This is a genomic window from Collinsella aerofaciens (assembly GCF_901212495.1).
Taxonomy (GTDB): Bacteria; Actinomycetota; Coriobacteriia; order Coriobacteriales; family Coriobacteriaceae; genus Collinsella; species Collinsella aerofaciens_H.
The window spans coordinates 33,377-48,202 of sequence record NZ_CAAKNY010000058.1; the positions used below are offsets into that span (position 1 = coordinate 33,377).

Below are 14,826 nucleotides of genomic sequence, written 5' to 3' on the forward strand. Positions count from 1 at the left end.
CGGTGCTTTCCTCATCAAGCTCCCAGCTCAGATGCTGTAGGCCGCACTCCTCCAAAGGTGTCATCAAGGGGCTCCGCTCCACTCGTAACGATCGGGACCCCAGTATTTTCGGTGCCTGTCACAGGATGGAGCGCCGCTTCCAGTTCGGCATTCGTCCTCCACATCACAGTGCCCATGTCCACGAGCGTCTCCACAGCGTCGACGCCCATCGTACGTACGCGACGAATCACACGGGCTTTCAGCTCCCAAACCGGCAACTTCGTGGTGTCGGTGATCTGCACCCGGTCGCCCAAGCCAATCGGCTCACCATCCACCACCAGGCACGCATTCGCCTCATAGACCACGCGGGGCTGCGTTAACTTCTGCAGGGCGAGCTCCGTCTTACGCTTTAGGAGGTTCGGGTTCGTCTCATCCGGATAGAAGACCTCGCCAAAGCGATGAGCCGCCCACCTTCACACCCCAGCGCTCCAGCGCCTCCGTGTCCTCCACGTATTTGCAGCCATAGGTCCCCTCGGACCCCGGCACGACGGCGTCCTCCATGGTCAGGCGGCGCATGTAACCGCCGGTAAAGTCGCCGTTGTCGTCGATGAGCGGCATACCCATGCCCCAGCCGTAAAGAGCCGTGAACACCTCTGTGTCAATCAGAGTCCTGCGGCACCAAGTCAAGTTCTTGCCATATACCAACCGCACGCCGCGGTCGTCTCCAATGCCACCCGACTTCATATGCACACGGCGGGACCTCACGCCCTTGGCATCCGCCGTGATGACCGGCTCAAACTCAACCTCGCCCTCCACCTCCAGCTTATGAAGCGCATCAAGCGCGTTCATGTGATAGATCAGACCGGTCATGAGCCCGCTGTCCTGCGCAACGATGGCGCCCCAGTGTTCCGGGTACAGCTCGCCCAACACATCGGGCACGGCGTTATAGGCCTTGGCTTGCTCAAAGCGTAACTCTTCGATGTATACGGCCTTAAAATCGCATAAGCATGTACGGGCGATGACCTTGGCCCCGGCAATGCCCATGTCCTCGACAACGCTCACCACCACGTGCTCGCGCCAGCGGCCGTCCTGTGGGTCACGCCATAGGATTCGGTCGTACTTCTCGGGTATCTCCTCGCACCAGAACTCAATGGTGTCGTCTTCCAGCAGGACCTCGGTATGGGCTACGGGACCCAGGGGGTGCAGCAGGCCGAGCCGTCTGTCGTCACGGTCAAACCAAAACAATGTCGGCCCTACCGGCATTACAGCCACCTCTCATGGAACTCGCAACTCACGAGCGAGCAGGCGCGCAGGCTCAGGGTGTGCTCGCCAGGCAGCATCCTTAAGAAGCTGCTCGTAAGCGACATCCTTGCGTCCGCCACCTCGCCGTTCACAGTCACCCTGCCGGCAGCGGAATCAAAGACGACGATGTCCCCGTTTCTGGTCGGATCCAAGAAGGTCAGGATTGCGTCTCCATCCAGCGAGACCGAGAACGTTTTGCTCGCCGCGGCCTCCACCGTCACCACCGGGTTCGTCGGCCAGGTGCCGCCGACCGTAAACGAGAGGTCGCGCACGCTTCGAAGGGGTCCGTAGGCCACCGGATCGTGCACCGTAAAGGTCACCGTGCAGCCCCGTCTTCCATTAGCTCGTCCCAGGTAACACCCTCGGTCACCACGCAGTCGCAGTAGGTCAGGTCGGGTTCCTCGGGCAGTACGAGACTCCCGTCTCCGGCAAGCCAGGCTGCCAGCATATGGCGCGTCCTACTCAGTTCAGCCACATCCATGCGGCGGTCGCTTCGCAGCATCAGCCTCACCTTAATCTCAATTGGCTGCATCTGCCCGCTAATCAGAACCACCCTTAAAAAAGGGTGGTTTGCTCTTAGGGTATAACCCACGGGCCCCGGGCTCGCGTCTAAAGGCGCGGGCCCGGACTTCGTCCAGGCCTGGTGCATCTTGACCCGTGGCGCGCCGGGCACCACGGCAGGCTCACCTCCTCTTGAAGGGGTCCTCGCACTCCCTCACGCTCAGCTTGTCCAGCGCGATGTCGTGGGACTCCTGCTCCCTGATGTACTTCGCGATCGTCGCCTCGTTCAGGCCTACGGCGGATACGTAGCAGCCCTCCGCCCAGAACCTCCTGTTGCCGAACTTGTACTTTAGGTTGGCGTGCCTGTCGAATATCATCAGCGAGCTCTTCCCCTTCAGGTAGCCCATGACGCTCGCGACGCTGTACTTGGGCGGGATCGCCAGCAGCACGTGCGCGTGGTCGGGCATCAGGTGCCCCTCGATTATCTCGATCCCCTTGTACTCGCACAGCTTCCTGAGGATCTCCCCTATGTCGCTCCTGATTTGGTTGTAGATCACTTTGCGCCTATACTTCGGCGTGAACACGATGTGGTACCTGCACATCCACTTCGCGTGGGAAAGGCTGTAGGCCTCCTGGGCCATAGCGACCACCCCTTCGACTCGAATTCTTGACGGCCTGAACAATCGTCAATATCGGTCGGAGGGGTGGCTTTGTAAAGCCGTTTGTCTCCACCCGCATAGCGGGTGGTTTAAAGCTGGCCGCTGCGCGGACAGCAGACTAAAGTCTTGAACTAAAAGGGCGCCGGGGCGCCCTGGTATCGTTCTGGTTTTCGAAACGGAGTAGATCGAGGGCGGAAGCACCGTCTTCGCCGTGCGGATCTCGTCAAAGTCACGCCCGCGAAAGATAATTGATTTCGCATGCCACCTCACACCGTTTCTCAGGTCAGACGCGCGTCGACACGCCAGATAAAGTACCCACCGCTGTCCGTGCCGCGGTAAGACGGCATCCCGGCGACCATGCCCAGCACGTCCACGTCCTCGGCATCCAGTCCGTGCCAGTCCCGCTCATTCAGGGCGCGGCTGCACATGCGGGCGCGGTGGTAGTCCTCCATCGCGCCCTCCGCCACCACCAGCACCGGCACCAAAGCCGTCCAGTGCCTCGCGTGTTTGCCCTCGGCGATCTGCTCAAACTCAGCGGCCTGCACCACAATGGGTGTCGTACAGGTTCTGCGGGCCGGAGCCGTGGTAAACACGTCTTTAATATCCGCAGCCCCCAACATCGAGGCCACGACATCCATAACGCTCACGATACGGTCAGCTCCCAGTGGTGGCTGGTCCCATCGCTCTCCTCAAAGCGGCGGCACTCGCGCACCAGATAATCCATGCCGCAGCACTCGACGCGGCTCCCGACGGGAATCTCAAACGCACCCACGCTATTGACGCGGTCCACATACATCAGGCCGCCGCCCGTGGTCGAGCGGTGGCCATTCTCGCTTACCACGTCCACGGTCTGCACGCGCACGCAGCCCAGCGGGCGGCCGCCCTTAAAGCCGCCCTCGCCATCGGGCACGTGCACCACGACGCAGTCACGCGGCACCGAGCGCGGAATCGGACTCAAACCCATAAACGCCATCAGCCCAGACCTCCAAACAGGCAGCCGGTACCAAAGAGCTCGCGCGTGGCGGCAGCACTTGCCTCCTCGCGCGAGGTCGTCTCGCGGTCCTCAAGGTAGCGGCTCACCTTGTAATCACCCAGCAAGACAGCTCCCTTGCGATCCTCGTCCCACTCATAGAACGCCTCGGCGGCGGCGCAGATGGCGCGCTTCCAGTAGATCACGACGTCGGCGGGCAAACCCGAAAGGTCGGGGTTGCCCGCCATCCACTTCACGTGGCGCTCGGCCTGCGGCAAGATGTGCGCGAACTCCTCCGCGCCCACCGAGCACGTGCCCGAGCAGATAACCGGGCGTCTGCAATGGCGCGCCGTGCTAGGCGCCAATGCTTGCGTACACGCCGTCCAGCTTGTTGTCGAGCAGCTCGACGATGCCGTACTTGCGGTACTTGCGCATGTAGGAGTCCAGGTTCTCCAGCTCGGCGGGGCTAAACACACGACCCACCACGTGCTTGTCGAACTTGATCACGGCGGACTTCTCCACTACGAGGAAGTTCAGAGCCTTGCCCTCTGCATCCTTGGCGTAGCCGAATTGGTCGCCGTCGCCCGACTTCAGAGCGATCTTCGAGTAGAAACGGCCCTGCGGCACCTCGACGATCTTGGCAAAGCGCGTCAGCACGTTCTTGGAAAGCGTCGGGTTCAGCGTCGAGTAGTCATCGAGCAGGCCCTTCAGGGTCGGCGTGATAAACAGGTAACGGCTCTCGCGCGTAACCTCCTTCTCGTCCATGGCGTTGGTCACGGTGCGCAGATCGCCCAAGACCTCGGCAGCCTCGGCGGCACTGTAGTCCTTAGTCTCCTTGGTCACGCCGGTATGGCCCGCGATCTCGGAGAAGGTGAAGGAGTCGCCCTCGGGCGCCACCTGCGTGCGCTGCAGCTCGGCGTCGGCAGCAACAAAGCAGTCAAGCACGCCGGCCTCCTCGACGTCCATCACGTCAGCCAACAGCTTGATTCCTCGATCGTAATTAAACGTCTTGGTTTCGTATTCGTACGTAATGGCACCGGTCTTATAGCCCTGGTTGCGCGTATAGTCGCCCAGACCCGTCACAGAGATCTTCGGAATCATGATCTCCTTGGCGTTGCGGCCTGCACGGGCCATGCGACGCGGCGAGTTCAAGCACGTCGACAGTGCCTCGCGCTTATACACCTCATCCAGGATGGTCGTATAGTTTTTGATAGCAGCAATCGTATTAGCCAAAATAACCTCCCATCAGGGCATCATCGAGCCCTATTCACTCAGGCCGGCAACCTCGCGCCAGCGCTTCAACTGTTTCTCGCTATCCACGGCAGCGCCGGCACTCGGCAGGCCGGTCTTGCCCTTGGGCTTAGAAACATGCTGTGAAGTAACCTGTGAAGTCTCGAACAGCCACGGCTCGGCGGCCTTCAGCGCGTCGACGTCGCCGTCGTGGTCGGCAAGCAGGGCCTGCTTGCGGGCGCCGGCTAATCGCAGCTTAAAGTCCACGTCCTGCGCGGCCAGACGCTCCTCCAGCTCCTTGATGCGCGCCTCGGTCGCATCGGCTGCGGGCGGAGTATCGTCATCGGTCTCGGCGTCGCCGGAACCGTCCTCAACATCCTCGGGCGCGGTCTCGTTCAACGGCACCTCTTCTTGCCCTTCTTGGACTTCCTGCGTCTCGTCGATCGTCTCTTCGCCATTGGCCTCAGCTCCCATGGATACCCTCCATAACCGGGCGGACCGACATAGAAAAAGGCCCGCACCCCAAACAATTCGCGTTCAGGGTGCGGGCCTGTCACAAAGGGAATTTATATATCTCAGCAAACTGATAACATTAGGTGATCTGTAGCTATGTCAAAGGGAGCTTACATGGGAAGATTGAATGGGTTTACGACAACGATGAAGATATATCTTTGTCTAACGAAGTCGACTTGCTTAATGAGGCGATCATCGAGAAGCATCCCTTGGTCGGTAAGATTGAAAGAAAGGTCTATCGCACGCTCGCCATTGCTGGATGGGCGGCAGCCGTAGTTATCCTGTACTTTGGCTACCAGAACTACCTTCAGTACGTTCCTTCGGCAGAGATGCTTGCCTTTATCGACAACAGCATGTTCATGCCATTCTTCGCACCGCTGGCGGCTCCATTTCACTTTTTTTATTGGACTTCCGTTATTAGCCCCTTTATACGCCGCATGTATGGCCGTGTATTCGCTGCTTGTTCTCTTTGTCAATAAATCAAGTGAAACTCAATTTAAGACGCTACTTAAACCTCAGGAGATCGGGGTGGCCATTGCAGTAGTTGTTGGGGTTTTCGTCATGGGAGCGTGGTTCCTTAACGGTTTCCATCAGTTCCTCGTTGAGGAATATGCGAAAGGAGAAGCGCCAGAACCGATAAACGTCCTACATATCGGCGTTCTTACTTTGATTATCTTCGCCTGCTATTTCTTTACGTATCACATCTTCACGACGAGCGTTCGCAAGAGCCCGTTTAGGCCGTACTATTGCCTACTTGATTTCCTGAAGACCTACTTCACGCCCGGGTGGTGGGTGCTTTTGGTGCTGAGCATTAGCCTCGGACCCGCTTTCATTGTCTACTCAGTAATACTGCTCATTTGCTGGTACATCCTAAGGATCTTCCTCTCTCCAAACCTTTGGTATCACCTACTTAGGATCATTGGAACGGTTGCGGGCGTAACCTTTGTAGCAGGAATGGCCGAAGCGACCAGGAATATCGGAACTGGTGGCAAGAGAAACAACTAGAAGTTTAGCCGACAATAATACACTGGGCCCGCGTGCGGAAACGATTTGCACGCGGGCCCAGTTCTATTTCTTCCTGTACTCATCGAGCGTCTTTCCGCTCTTGTCCTTCCAAACATTCCAGCCGTTTGTTGGGCCGCCAAGCACAACCCAACCAGCAGTCGAAGGCGATTTTGTCGCCACGCCAGCCTGCAGCACGCCATCCACAATTGGTGCTGTGCGACGGGCTTCAGGAGCCCAAACCCCTTCGTTGACCGCAGCCATTTCACAAATCAGAATTAGCAAACAACCGAGCCATACCCCATATGGAGGATAGCTCGGTTTGCCGTTCTACCGGAGATGCCAACTTGTGTAGTCATGCTAGGGCGAGACTGCGTCTATTGTCGAAATGCACACACGGCATCTGGGCCGCACAATTGGGGATTCTTCCTGCTCTGGTTCTCAGCAAGCTATAGGTTCGAACTGATGACAAGATGCAGCTTATCTGCGGCAGATTTAATTGAATTCTGCTGTTCGGAAAGCCAGTCGTCATATTCTTCGTTATTACCAAAGAAATCGTCCAACTTCCCCATGAAGCCGTGGCTTTGTTTGTAGTCCTTGCAATACACTTCACCCTTATAACGCATATTTGCAACATTGCTCAGGGCAACAATTCCAGTTGAACCCTTGTGAGAGAGCCCACGATATAAGCCACTACTAGCGATAGTACCCTCATTCATCGTTAGCAACTTAAACTGATCTTCATACATATCGCCAATGCCAAAGAATGCATCTAAGCCCTCTTTAGTCGCTACAATGATTTTCCCAGCAGGACAGATGTTGGAAATTAAAGACTCCATTACCTTTAAAGCCTCATCGGCAGCATAGTTCAAGGCTACGTCTGCAATTAGAGGGCAAAAATTACCGCCAATCGCATTTTTAAGCATTGTTGCAGAGTCCCTTACGGCGGCATAGGACCCATGCGTGGAAATCCTATTCAACCATTCAATGCATTCTGCAACAGACTCAGTATTAGCTCCAAGCTCTGCAGAATTGCTAATCAATTTGAATAAAGAGCTGGATTGATCGAGAACATCGAAAACACCACTAATTGCGTCCAATTTAGATGAGAGCGCATTTATCTTGCCTTTAGGAAGGTTAAATTTAACGCTAGAGGCTTCGATGCGCGACAGGCTGCTACGGAATGAGCTGCAGCTAATAGTCCAAATAGTTTCCCCGCCTTCGGAGTGAATAAATGAACTTATCTCCGCCATTGTTGCAAAATAAGCATCCTCATATTGTTCCACGCTTCCATAGGAGGCGTAAACCCCGTCCAGCTTATCGAAGAGCCCGTTAATCTTGGAAACCAATCCAGAAATCTTATCAACTGGGGTCTTTCCCGCCGCAACCAAGTTGTCGAGCATCGCTATCCCCTCTTTAAGAGAGGATACATAGTTTGCAGCCTTATATGTGTCCATAACTTTGGCAGAAGTCGTAAAGTCATTAACCAGATACGACATCAATTCTTCTTTAAATACACGTTGTTGATCGGTTCCAAAAAGCTTGGAAAGTAGCGGTGCAACAAAGGTATTTAAATCATCCTCGGTAATAGAAGAGCTCTCGGATGAGTAACGGAAATTACCATCGTCCAGCAACCATTCCTCCGCATTGCCGTCAAAGTAGTTGCCCTTCTCGTTCTTCCCGACAGGGTTCGAAACTTTATTTAGATAGACGCCACCGGCGGGTGTCGTAACGAGCTGAATTTCGTCACCATTTTTTATGCCGTCGTGATCCCAGTCATTGCTGGGTTTCCCATCGCAGTCGTTGTTGAAGTCAATACCAGTAAGTTCACGCGACCCGTTGGACAAAATCAGCTTGCCCTCATAGATAAGCTTGTTGTAATAATCCGGGATTCCATCATCGTTAGAATCCGTAAACAGGTCGACCGTCTCAACCTCAATGTCCTTATAGATATCCTCCAAGTCAAGACCAGCTTTTGCCTCATAGCATTTACCGCCCGTAGACTCAGCGATCTTATTCAGAAGTTCGGTATTGGCCTTTCCTAACGCAACGGTATAGATTTTCACTCCGGCGGCCTGAGCATCCGCAATCAGATCTTCATACGTCTTCTCGGGATCAGAATAAGTATCCTCGCCATCAGTCATAAACAAAATGTACTTGTTCTTGAGATTCGTTTTGGAAAGCTCTTCAAGAGAAGTCTTTAAAGCTGACGTTCCGTTTGTGCCTGACGAACCAAAATTCCATCCACTATCGTTCTGAATATTATCGATAGCCTGGTTCAGAGCATTCTTGTCATTCGTGAGAGGGCAGGTAACGGTTGCTTTGGCGATAAATGAAACCAGTGCGCCCTGGTCTTCTTCGCGCAGCTTCTCCACAAAAGACTTCGTTACGTTTTTCCTAAGATAATAGGGGTCGTTATCGTCCATGGACTGCGAATAATCCAGAGTAAAACAGAACGCCATTCCATCATTTGCATCGTTAGCGGATTTGATATCAGCGTCCCAAGCCTTATCAAAGGGAACTCCGTTAAGCAGAATGTACGTCGAAAAATGGCTCACATACGCAGTGACGGTATTGCCATCAACATTCTGATTCTCCACCTTCTCTAGGCAATGTGTCCGCTCGTTGACATAATAAATCTCAGGACGGAAATCCTCATCAGGTTGTCCGAAGGTGCCGGCGTCATACGAAAACGAGATCTCAGCAGAATCGAATGACCCATCAACGCTGAATTCATATGCATTGCCCATGTAGCCAGCAGTGGAAGGGCTGACGAGGCTCTGCTGCGAATTGTCCACCGGGGCGATCGTTAGGGAAGATGCCTGCGATCCAGAGAGTCCCTTTACCGTAACGCCGGCTGTGACCAAGTTGCTCGGCGAAGGATTTGCCGCTGCAATGGTTGTTTCGAAGGAAGAATTGAATGCCTTTGGATCAAAATCGTTTTCAATTTCCCAACCGTCCAGCGCTCCGTCGTCATCGGTATCGGCATTAAGAGGGTCTGTGCCCCTGGTCTTAAATTCTTCGCCATCGGAGATGCCATCATTATCAGTATCCGGATTTAGAGGGCGCGTCCCCTTTTGCAGTTCCTCTCCATTAGACAGGAGATCGCTATCTGCGTCCTCGTCATAGTCGATCGCTCCATTTGCATCGCTGTCAGCAAGAAGAGGGTTAGTGCCGCATTCAATTTCAAAGCCATCAGGCAGTCCGTCGCCATCAGTATCTGCATTGGCGACGTTTGTTCCATACCAGCGCTCAATACCGTCCGCCATTCCGTCGGAGTCGGTATCTGTGGCGTCGTATGACAATTTTGCATATATAACGGTGTCACCAGTAATCGGTTTAGAAAAATCAAAGGGGGTGGAAAGCCCTTCGTCTGCATACCAGCCGTCAAAGCCAAATACCCGCGATTTTGGATCAGAAGGCTGTTTTACAACATCTCCGTCTTTAACCTCAAGCGAGCTAAAGTCCGTAGGGTTGTCGATTAGATCCGGATAAGCGATATTAAAAGCAACAGTGTGAACGTTACTCGATTGGCTTACAGGGTCATGCTTAATATGAATAACGACGTCAACCCGCTTGCCATCAACAAACACTGCAGTTTGAGCGTCCACGACGGAAGGACCTGCCTCAGCATATGTTGCCCGCGGCATTATGGAAAGCAGCAGTGAGCTAGAAACAACGAAGCAAATGAGGAAGCTGAAAGCAGATCTGTGTCCGCGAAGCAGAAAGACGCCGAGCAGAAGCAGCCCGGCTCCTACCACCGCAAATGTGATCCAATTATTAACGTCCCCAGCAAAAGGCATGCCCGAGGCCTTATTGTTCTTAGATTTATTTGTCTTAGACGCCTTAATCGAGTTCGCACTAGCCCGAATAGTCCAAGTCGCGCTTTCGCCAGGGGCTATAGATTCCGCATTCCAAGAAGAAGAGGACCCCTGTTTAACGGTCAGACACTCAGGAAGATCCAAAGTTCCGTTTAAGCCAGAAACGGTAGCGGCATATCCATTTTTAACGTCAACAGTTAATTCAACATCGTCACCAGACGAATAGGAGCTCTTATCAGATCTGACGGAAACTGCCAAGCCTCCCGAAGATTCTTCTGCAAACGCGCTATAAGTTGCAAAGCCATTAAATAGCAGCATTAGCATCACAATCGTTGCGCAGATCCGCGTGAAACGCCTGCCCATCTTCTTCCCACCTTATTTGCGACCATGTGGCCTAATCGTTCTCATCCAACAATTATGAAAGTATAAGAGAAGCATATAGGCCCAATAGTTGCATTGCTATTTTTTCAGTGAACGTATGAAACGGCGCCCTTGATTATCAACTTTATCCGAACACCTCCCACATTCATCCGCACATGTGCGGATGAATGTGGGAACCCGATACCCTGAGGGCCGGATCGGCCGGCCCCGGGAGATCGGGGGAAGGATGTGGATTGGCTACACTGGTGTGGACAGTTCCGGGAGGGGCGCAAGAGACGGGAGGGCCGTAAATGAGGGACCCCAGGCACCCGAGGCATTTCACCGACGAGTTCAAGAGGCAGATAGTCGACCTCCACAACGCCGGCAAGCCCAAGCGCGAGATCATGGACGAGTACGACCTCGGCAAGAGCACCGTGGAGAGGCGGGGCAGGTCGATAAACGCGACCGGCTCGCCGCGCGCCGCGGACAACCGTACGCCCGAGCAGAACCGGATCCTGGAGCTCGAGCGCGAGAACCGCAGGCTCCGGTTGGAGGTCGACGTCTTAAAACAAGCGGCGCTGATATACGCTCGAAAGTGAGGGCCATAGCGGCCAACGGGGGCCGCTACCCCATATCAGCGCAGTGCAGGCTCCTCGGCGTCGCGAGGTCGACGTACTACTCCATGCGCTCGCGGCCCGACCGGCCCGCCGCGCCGGACCCCGCCGCGCCGGCCGTGGTCGCGGCCCACGCCGCCAGCAAGGGCCGGTACGGCTCGCGCAAGAAAAAGGCGTCGCCCGGGAGGCCGGGCGTCACCGTCAGCCGGCGCCGGGCCTGCCGCATCATTGGGGGAGGACGGCCCGATCGGCGCATGCGGCGGGAAGAGGTCCAAGGTGCACCCCCGGGGCGGTCAACGAGGCCGACGCGCCGAGCGTCGTCGCGCGCGGCCTCGGCGGCAGGGCGCCGCGCACCCATATATGCGGCGACCTGGCCTACGTGTGCGTCGGGGCCTCGTGGAGCTGCGCCCGCCTGCTCGTCGACCCCCGCAACAGGGGGGATCGACGGCCACTCCGCCGGGCCCGGAAAGGACGCCCGGCCGGTCAAGCCGGCGTTCGCGACGCCCTCCTTCCCGATCCCGGACATCGAGATATTCCACACGGACCGCGGCAGCGAGTTCAACAACGCCGAGATCGACCTGATGCTCGAGGCCCTCGGCATAGAGAGGTCGCCGTCGGCCAAGGGCTGCCCCCATGACAGCGCCGTCGACGAGTCGGCCGACGGGATACCGAGGGCCGAGCTCGCCCGCCGCGAGGCGTTCGGCACGACGCGCGAGCTCCGGGCCAGGCTCTCGGACTACGTGCACCGGCACGACAACTTCAGGATCCACTCGACGCTGGGCTACATGTCGCCGGTCGAGTTCAGGAAGGCGGGGCCGTCCCTCCCGGAATCGTCCAAATAGGTGTTGCCAATCCAGACTCGCCCTCCCTCCAGTACTTGGCGACCGTGTGCCGGTCCATGCCGTGCCTCCTCGCGATTTCGCTGAAGTTCGGCTTCGCGCCGGACCCCCCCTGTAGACGTTCAGCTCTCCCATTACGTTTCGCTCCATATCCCGCTCCTCCCGGGTCGGATACCCGATCGGAGCATAGTTCCGTTAGCGCAGTTGGTGAAAGTACGTTAGCGCATTCGGCGAGATGCGTTTGCGGAAGTGGTTATTTTTAGATTAGCGCTAACAGAAGGACGCCGGGTGCGTCGCGGACGCCCTGGAGGGCGTCCGGGCCATCCTCGGCGCCGACGGGACGCGCCGCGTGTTCCGCGCCGTCCTCACCGACAACGGCGCCGAGTTCTCCGACGAGGCGGCGATCGCGGCGCTGCTCGGCGAGGGGCCGGGCGAGACGAGGCTGTTCTACTGCGACCCCGGGCGCAGCGACCAGAAGGGCGCCTGCGAGCGCAACCACGTCGAGATCAGGAAGCTGCTGCCCAAGGGCGCCGGAATCAGGTTCGACCGGCTCGCCCCGGCCGACCTGGCGCTGGCCATGTCGCACGTGAACTCCGAGCCCCGCGGCGCGCTCGGCTTCGCGACGCCCGCGCGCGCCTTCAGGGCGATGCTCGGGGAGGACGCGGCTGTGTTTCGTCAAGAGGATTCGAGCAAAAAGAGCATCGGAAATTGAGCAGCCTGAGCATCGGAAGCGCGCACGCTTTTTGAGCGGCTAGCCCTCCTGCATGAGGGCATGGCGGACGCGGTAGGACTCGCCGCGGAACTGGACGAGCCTCCCGTGGTGGACGATGCGGTCGATCACGGCGGCGGCCATCCGGTCGTCCCCGAACACCGACCCCCACCTGCTGAACTCCAGGTTCGTGGTGATCACCACCGACTGCCTCTCGTATGCGTCGGCGAAGACCTGGAAGAGCAGCCTCGCCCCGTCCGCGTCGAGCGGGAGAAACCCGAGCTCGTCGATGACGAGCAGGCGGGCCTTGCCGATGGGCGCGGCCTCCCGGTCGAGCCTCCCGTCGTCGCGGGCGCGCCTCAGGCGCATCACGAGCGAGGACGCCGTGAAGAAGCGCGCCTCGAGCCTCCTCTCGCACGCCAGCGCGCAGAGGGCCGACGCCATGTGCGTCTTGCCGGTGCCGACGTCGCCCATGAGCGCGAGGCCCTCCCTGCGCTCGACGAAGTCGAGCGCGAGCAGCGACTCGCGCCCCATGCCCTCCGGCCACGACGCGGCCGGCCAGTCGTAGCCGTCGAAGGTCTTGGGCGCCGGCAGCGCGCGGCGCCTGAGCAGAGTCGCGCGCTTCGAGGCCTCGCGGCTGGACCTCTCCGCCTCGAGGTGGCCAGCCAGGTACTCCACCTGTTTCGGGGTGCCGAGCCTCGACCGCTCCTCCAGGACGGCGGTGGCGAGCGAGCACGACCGCCCGGCCTCGACGACCCTGCGGGCCAGCTCCTCGCTAGCTGCCATCGGCGACCGCCCCCTTCAGGAACCCGTCGCAGGCCGACAGGTCGGCCCCGCCGGCCCCGCGGCCGCCTCCCGCGATGCGTCTCGCCAGCACGTCGACCGTGGCGTCGTCGGGGACGCGGCCGCCCTCGACGACCCTGAGCGCCGCCCCGCATGCCGCCTCGAAACCCGAGGGCTCGCTCGCCCGGCCGATCGACCTGAGCGTGCGCCTCCTGCCGGCGGAGTCCATCCGGTCGATCCCCTCGACGAGCCCCGGCGGCATGTCGCGCCTGATCGTCGACTCCCCGAAGGCCCTCGGCCTGGCGATGATGGCGGGCACGAGCGAGAGGGGGTTCCGGACCGCGGGGCCCTCCCCGAAGGCCCTGGGGAGGACGGCGACCCGGCGGCCGCGGTCGGCGAGGATCTCCACCGTCGACGCGCGCATGCCGACGAGCAGGCTCCGCCCGTGCCAGGCGGGCCCGGCGACGTACTCGCGCCCGTCGGCCTCGACGTGGCCGCGCTTGTCGGCGCGGGCGGTGACCCACCTCACCGCGTCGAACTCCACGCCGGGAAGGGCGCGCATGGCGGCGAGGCCCTCCCGGTAGGCCTCTCCGTGCGGCCTGCCGCCGCGGCGGCGCGCCGCCGCGTTGACCCCCGCGCATCCATCGGCGAGGAACGCGTTGAGCTCGGGGAGCGTGCCGAACGCCGGCACGGGGACGAGGAGGTTGCGCCGGAGGAACCCCACGGCGTTCTCGACGGAGCCCTTCTCGTTTCCCGAATAGGGGTTGCAGTACCGGCTCTCGAAGCGGTAGTGGGCCCTGAACTGCGAGAACAGCCTCGATTCCGTGACCTCGCCGCGCACCATCCTGCCCGCCTCGGTGGCGTTGTCGAGCACCATCGCCGCCGGGGCGCGGTCCCGTCGGCGGAAGATCTCGAGCAGCCCGGCGCACAGGCACTCCGACCTCTGCGACATGAGGGCGACGCACTGCCGGTCGTTCGAGTGCGGAAGCGTCGCGACCAGCAGCTTGAGGTCGAGGGTCCTCCCGCCGACCGCGGCGCGAAAGTTCCCGAAATCGACCTGGCGGGTGCCGGGCGCCCACTCGAGCTCGAGGTACCCCTCTCCGCCCGCCGCCGCCCGGGCAAGCCTGAGCTCGCGGACGAATCTCTGCACGGTGGAGCACGAGCCGCCGTGGCCGCGCTCGGCGACGAGCCTGTCGTAGATCCGCCTGGCGGTGTGGCGCTGCTTCCTCGGGGCCCCGAGGTCGGCCTCGAGAACGCCCGCGACCCATTCCTCGTTGCCCTCGAGCGCGGGCCTGCCCCTCCTCTGGGGCATCGGCGCGGCGGGCGACATGTCCTCCATGCCGGCGTACTTCGCCCGGGTGTTCCGGCTCACGTGGGGCACCCGGGCGATCTCGGACCTCGAGCGCCCGGCGGCATCCATCGACCGTATATCATTCACTGTGTCCAGGGGCACGGCCATCTCCTCCATCCTTCCCGGGCGGGCTCGCCAAAGTAACCGCCCGGGGAGACCATACGGCGGGGGCCGCGCCCCCGGTCCCCGGGGC

18 protein-coding genes are annotated in these 14,826 nt (G+C 59.0%); 5 read left to right on the forward strand and 13 right to left on the reverse strand.

Annotation, left to right across the window (positions count from 1 at the left end):
• Positions 1 to 408: 408 nt before the first annotated feature.
• From SFLMC1_RS06675 to SFLMC1_RS06715, 9 genes are all read right to left on the reverse strand, one after another.
• Complete coding sequence (locus tag SFLMC1_RS06675; protein WP_152073420.1) at positions 409 to 1,242, reverse strand: phage tail spike protein; 834 nt, start codon at positions 1,240 to 1,242, stop codon at positions 409 to 411.
• A complete protein-coding gene (locus tag SFLMC1_RS06680) occupies positions 1,242 to 1,601 on the reverse strand; it encodes a phage distal tail protein (protein ID WP_187323889.1) in 360 nt (119 codons plus the stop codon). Before SFLMC1_RS06680 ends, SFLMC1_RS06675 begins: the two co-directional genes overlap by 1 nt.
• Positions 1,598 to 1,783 (reverse strand): hypothetical protein, encoded by a 186-nt coding sequence (locus tag SFLMC1_RS06685; protein WP_187323890.1) that lies wholly within the window; start codon positions 1,781 to 1,783, stop codon positions 1,598 to 1,600. Before SFLMC1_RS06685 ends, SFLMC1_RS06680 begins: the two co-directional genes overlap by 4 nt.
• Before the next feature lie 181 nt (positions 1,784 to 1,964).
• Entirely contained in the window at positions 1,965 to 2,423 is a 459-nt protein-coding gene (gene tnpA, locus SFLMC1_RS06690; RefSeq protein ID WP_152073418.1) for an IS200/IS605 family transposase, read from the reverse strand.
• Positions 2,424 to 2,719: 296 nt separating this feature from the next.
• Positions 2,720 to 3,088, reverse strand: coding sequence for a hypothetical protein (locus SFLMC1_RS06695; protein WP_152073417.1), 369 nt, complete (start codon positions 3,086 to 3,088; stop codon positions 2,720 to 2,722).
• The gene (locus SFLMC1_RS06700; RefSeq protein ID WP_152073416.1) at positions 3,085 to 3,414 is read right to left on the reverse strand and encodes a minor capsid protein; all 330 of its coding nucleotides are present in this window, start codon (positions 3,412 to 3,414) and stop codon (positions 3,085 to 3,087) included. Before SFLMC1_RS06700 ends, SFLMC1_RS06695 begins: the two co-directional genes overlap by 4 nt.
• Positions 3,414 to 3,689, reverse strand: a complete 276-nt coding sequence (locus SFLMC1_RS06705; protein WP_152073415.1) for a hypothetical protein — start codon at positions 3,687 to 3,689, stop codon at positions 3,414 to 3,416. The genes SFLMC1_RS06700 and SFLMC1_RS06705 overlap by 1 nt, the downstream gene beginning before the upstream one ends.
• A 76-nt stretch (positions 3,690 to 3,765) precedes the next feature.
• Complete coding sequence (locus SFLMC1_RS06710) at positions 3,766 to 4,644, reverse strand: hypothetical protein (RefSeq protein ID WP_152073414.1); 879 nt, start codon at positions 4,642 to 4,644, stop codon at positions 3,766 to 3,768.
• Positions 4,645 to 4,674: 30 nt separating this feature from the next.
• Positions 4,675 to 5,115 (reverse strand): hypothetical protein, encoded by a 441-nt coding sequence (locus SFLMC1_RS06715; RefSeq protein WP_152073413.1) that lies wholly within the window; start codon positions 5,113 to 5,115, stop codon positions 4,675 to 4,677.
• Positions 5,116 to 5,312: 197 nt separating this feature from the next.
• Between SFLMC1_RS06715 and SFLMC1_RS06720 the strand changes: the two genes are divergently transcribed.
• Both SFLMC1_RS06720 and SFLMC1_RS06725 read left to right on the forward strand, forming a co-directional pair.
• A complete protein-coding gene (locus SFLMC1_RS06720; RefSeq protein WP_152073412.1) occupies positions 5,313 to 5,633 on the forward strand; it encodes a hypothetical protein in 321 nt (106 codons plus the stop codon).
• 49 nt (positions 5,634 to 5,682) lie between these two features.
• The gene (locus SFLMC1_RS06725; RefSeq protein ID WP_152073411.1) at positions 5,683 to 6,159 is read left to right on the forward strand and encodes a hypothetical protein; all 477 of its coding nucleotides are present in this window, start codon (positions 5,683 to 5,685) and stop codon (positions 6,157 to 6,159) included.
• 63 nt (positions 6,160 to 6,222) lie between these two features.
• On the opposite strand, the gene SFLMC1_RS06730 is transcribed toward SFLMC1_RS06725, so the two are convergent.
• Entirely contained in the window at positions 6,223 to 6,441 is a 219-nt protein-coding gene (locus SFLMC1_RS06730; RefSeq protein ID WP_222838047.1) for a DUF4357 domain-containing protein, read from the reverse strand.
• 164 nt (positions 6,442 to 6,605) lie between these two features.
• Entirely contained in the window at positions 6,606 to 10,340 is a 3,735-nt protein-coding gene (locus SFLMC1_RS06735; RefSeq protein ID WP_152073410.1) for a VWA domain-containing protein, read from the reverse strand.
• Between the two features lie 308 nt (positions 10,341 to 10,648).
• Between SFLMC1_RS06735 and SFLMC1_RS11310 the strand changes: the two genes are divergently transcribed.
• From SFLMC1_RS11310 to SFLMC1_RS06745, 3 genes are all read left to right on the forward strand, one after another.
• Positions 10,649 to 10,936, forward strand: a complete 288-nt coding sequence (locus SFLMC1_RS11310) for a hypothetical protein (protein ID WP_261981431.1) — start codon at positions 10,649 to 10,651, stop codon at positions 10,934 to 10,936.
• A gap of 596 nt (positions 10,937 to 11,532) precedes the next feature.
• Positions 11,533 to 11,793 (forward strand): IS3 family transposase, encoded by a 261-nt coding sequence (locus SFLMC1_RS11315; RefSeq protein WP_261981432.1) that lies wholly within the window; start codon positions 11,533 to 11,535, stop codon positions 11,791 to 11,793.
• Between the two features lie 346 nt (positions 11,794 to 12,139).
• The gene (locus SFLMC1_RS06745) at positions 12,140 to 12,502 is read left to right on the forward strand and encodes a hypothetical protein (protein WP_226814203.1); all 363 of its coding nucleotides are present in this window, start codon (positions 12,140 to 12,142) and stop codon (positions 12,500 to 12,502) included.
• Between the two features lie 39 nt (positions 12,503 to 12,541).
• On the opposite strand, the gene istB is transcribed toward SFLMC1_RS06745, so the two are convergent.
• Both istB and istA read right to left on the reverse strand, forming a co-directional pair.
• Positions 12,542 to 13,285 (reverse strand): IS21-like element helper ATPase IstB, encoded by a 744-nt coding sequence (gene istB / locus SFLMC1_RS06750; RefSeq protein ID WP_152073409.1) that lies wholly within the window; start codon positions 13,283 to 13,285, stop codon positions 12,542 to 12,544.
• Positions 13,275 to 14,741 (reverse strand): IS21 family transposase, encoded by a 1,467-nt coding sequence (gene istA, locus SFLMC1_RS06755; RefSeq protein WP_187323891.1) that lies wholly within the window; start codon positions 14,739 to 14,741, stop codon positions 13,275 to 13,277. Before istA ends, istB begins: the two co-directional genes overlap by 11 nt.
• Between the last annotated feature and the right edge of the window lie 85 nt (positions 14,742 to 14,826).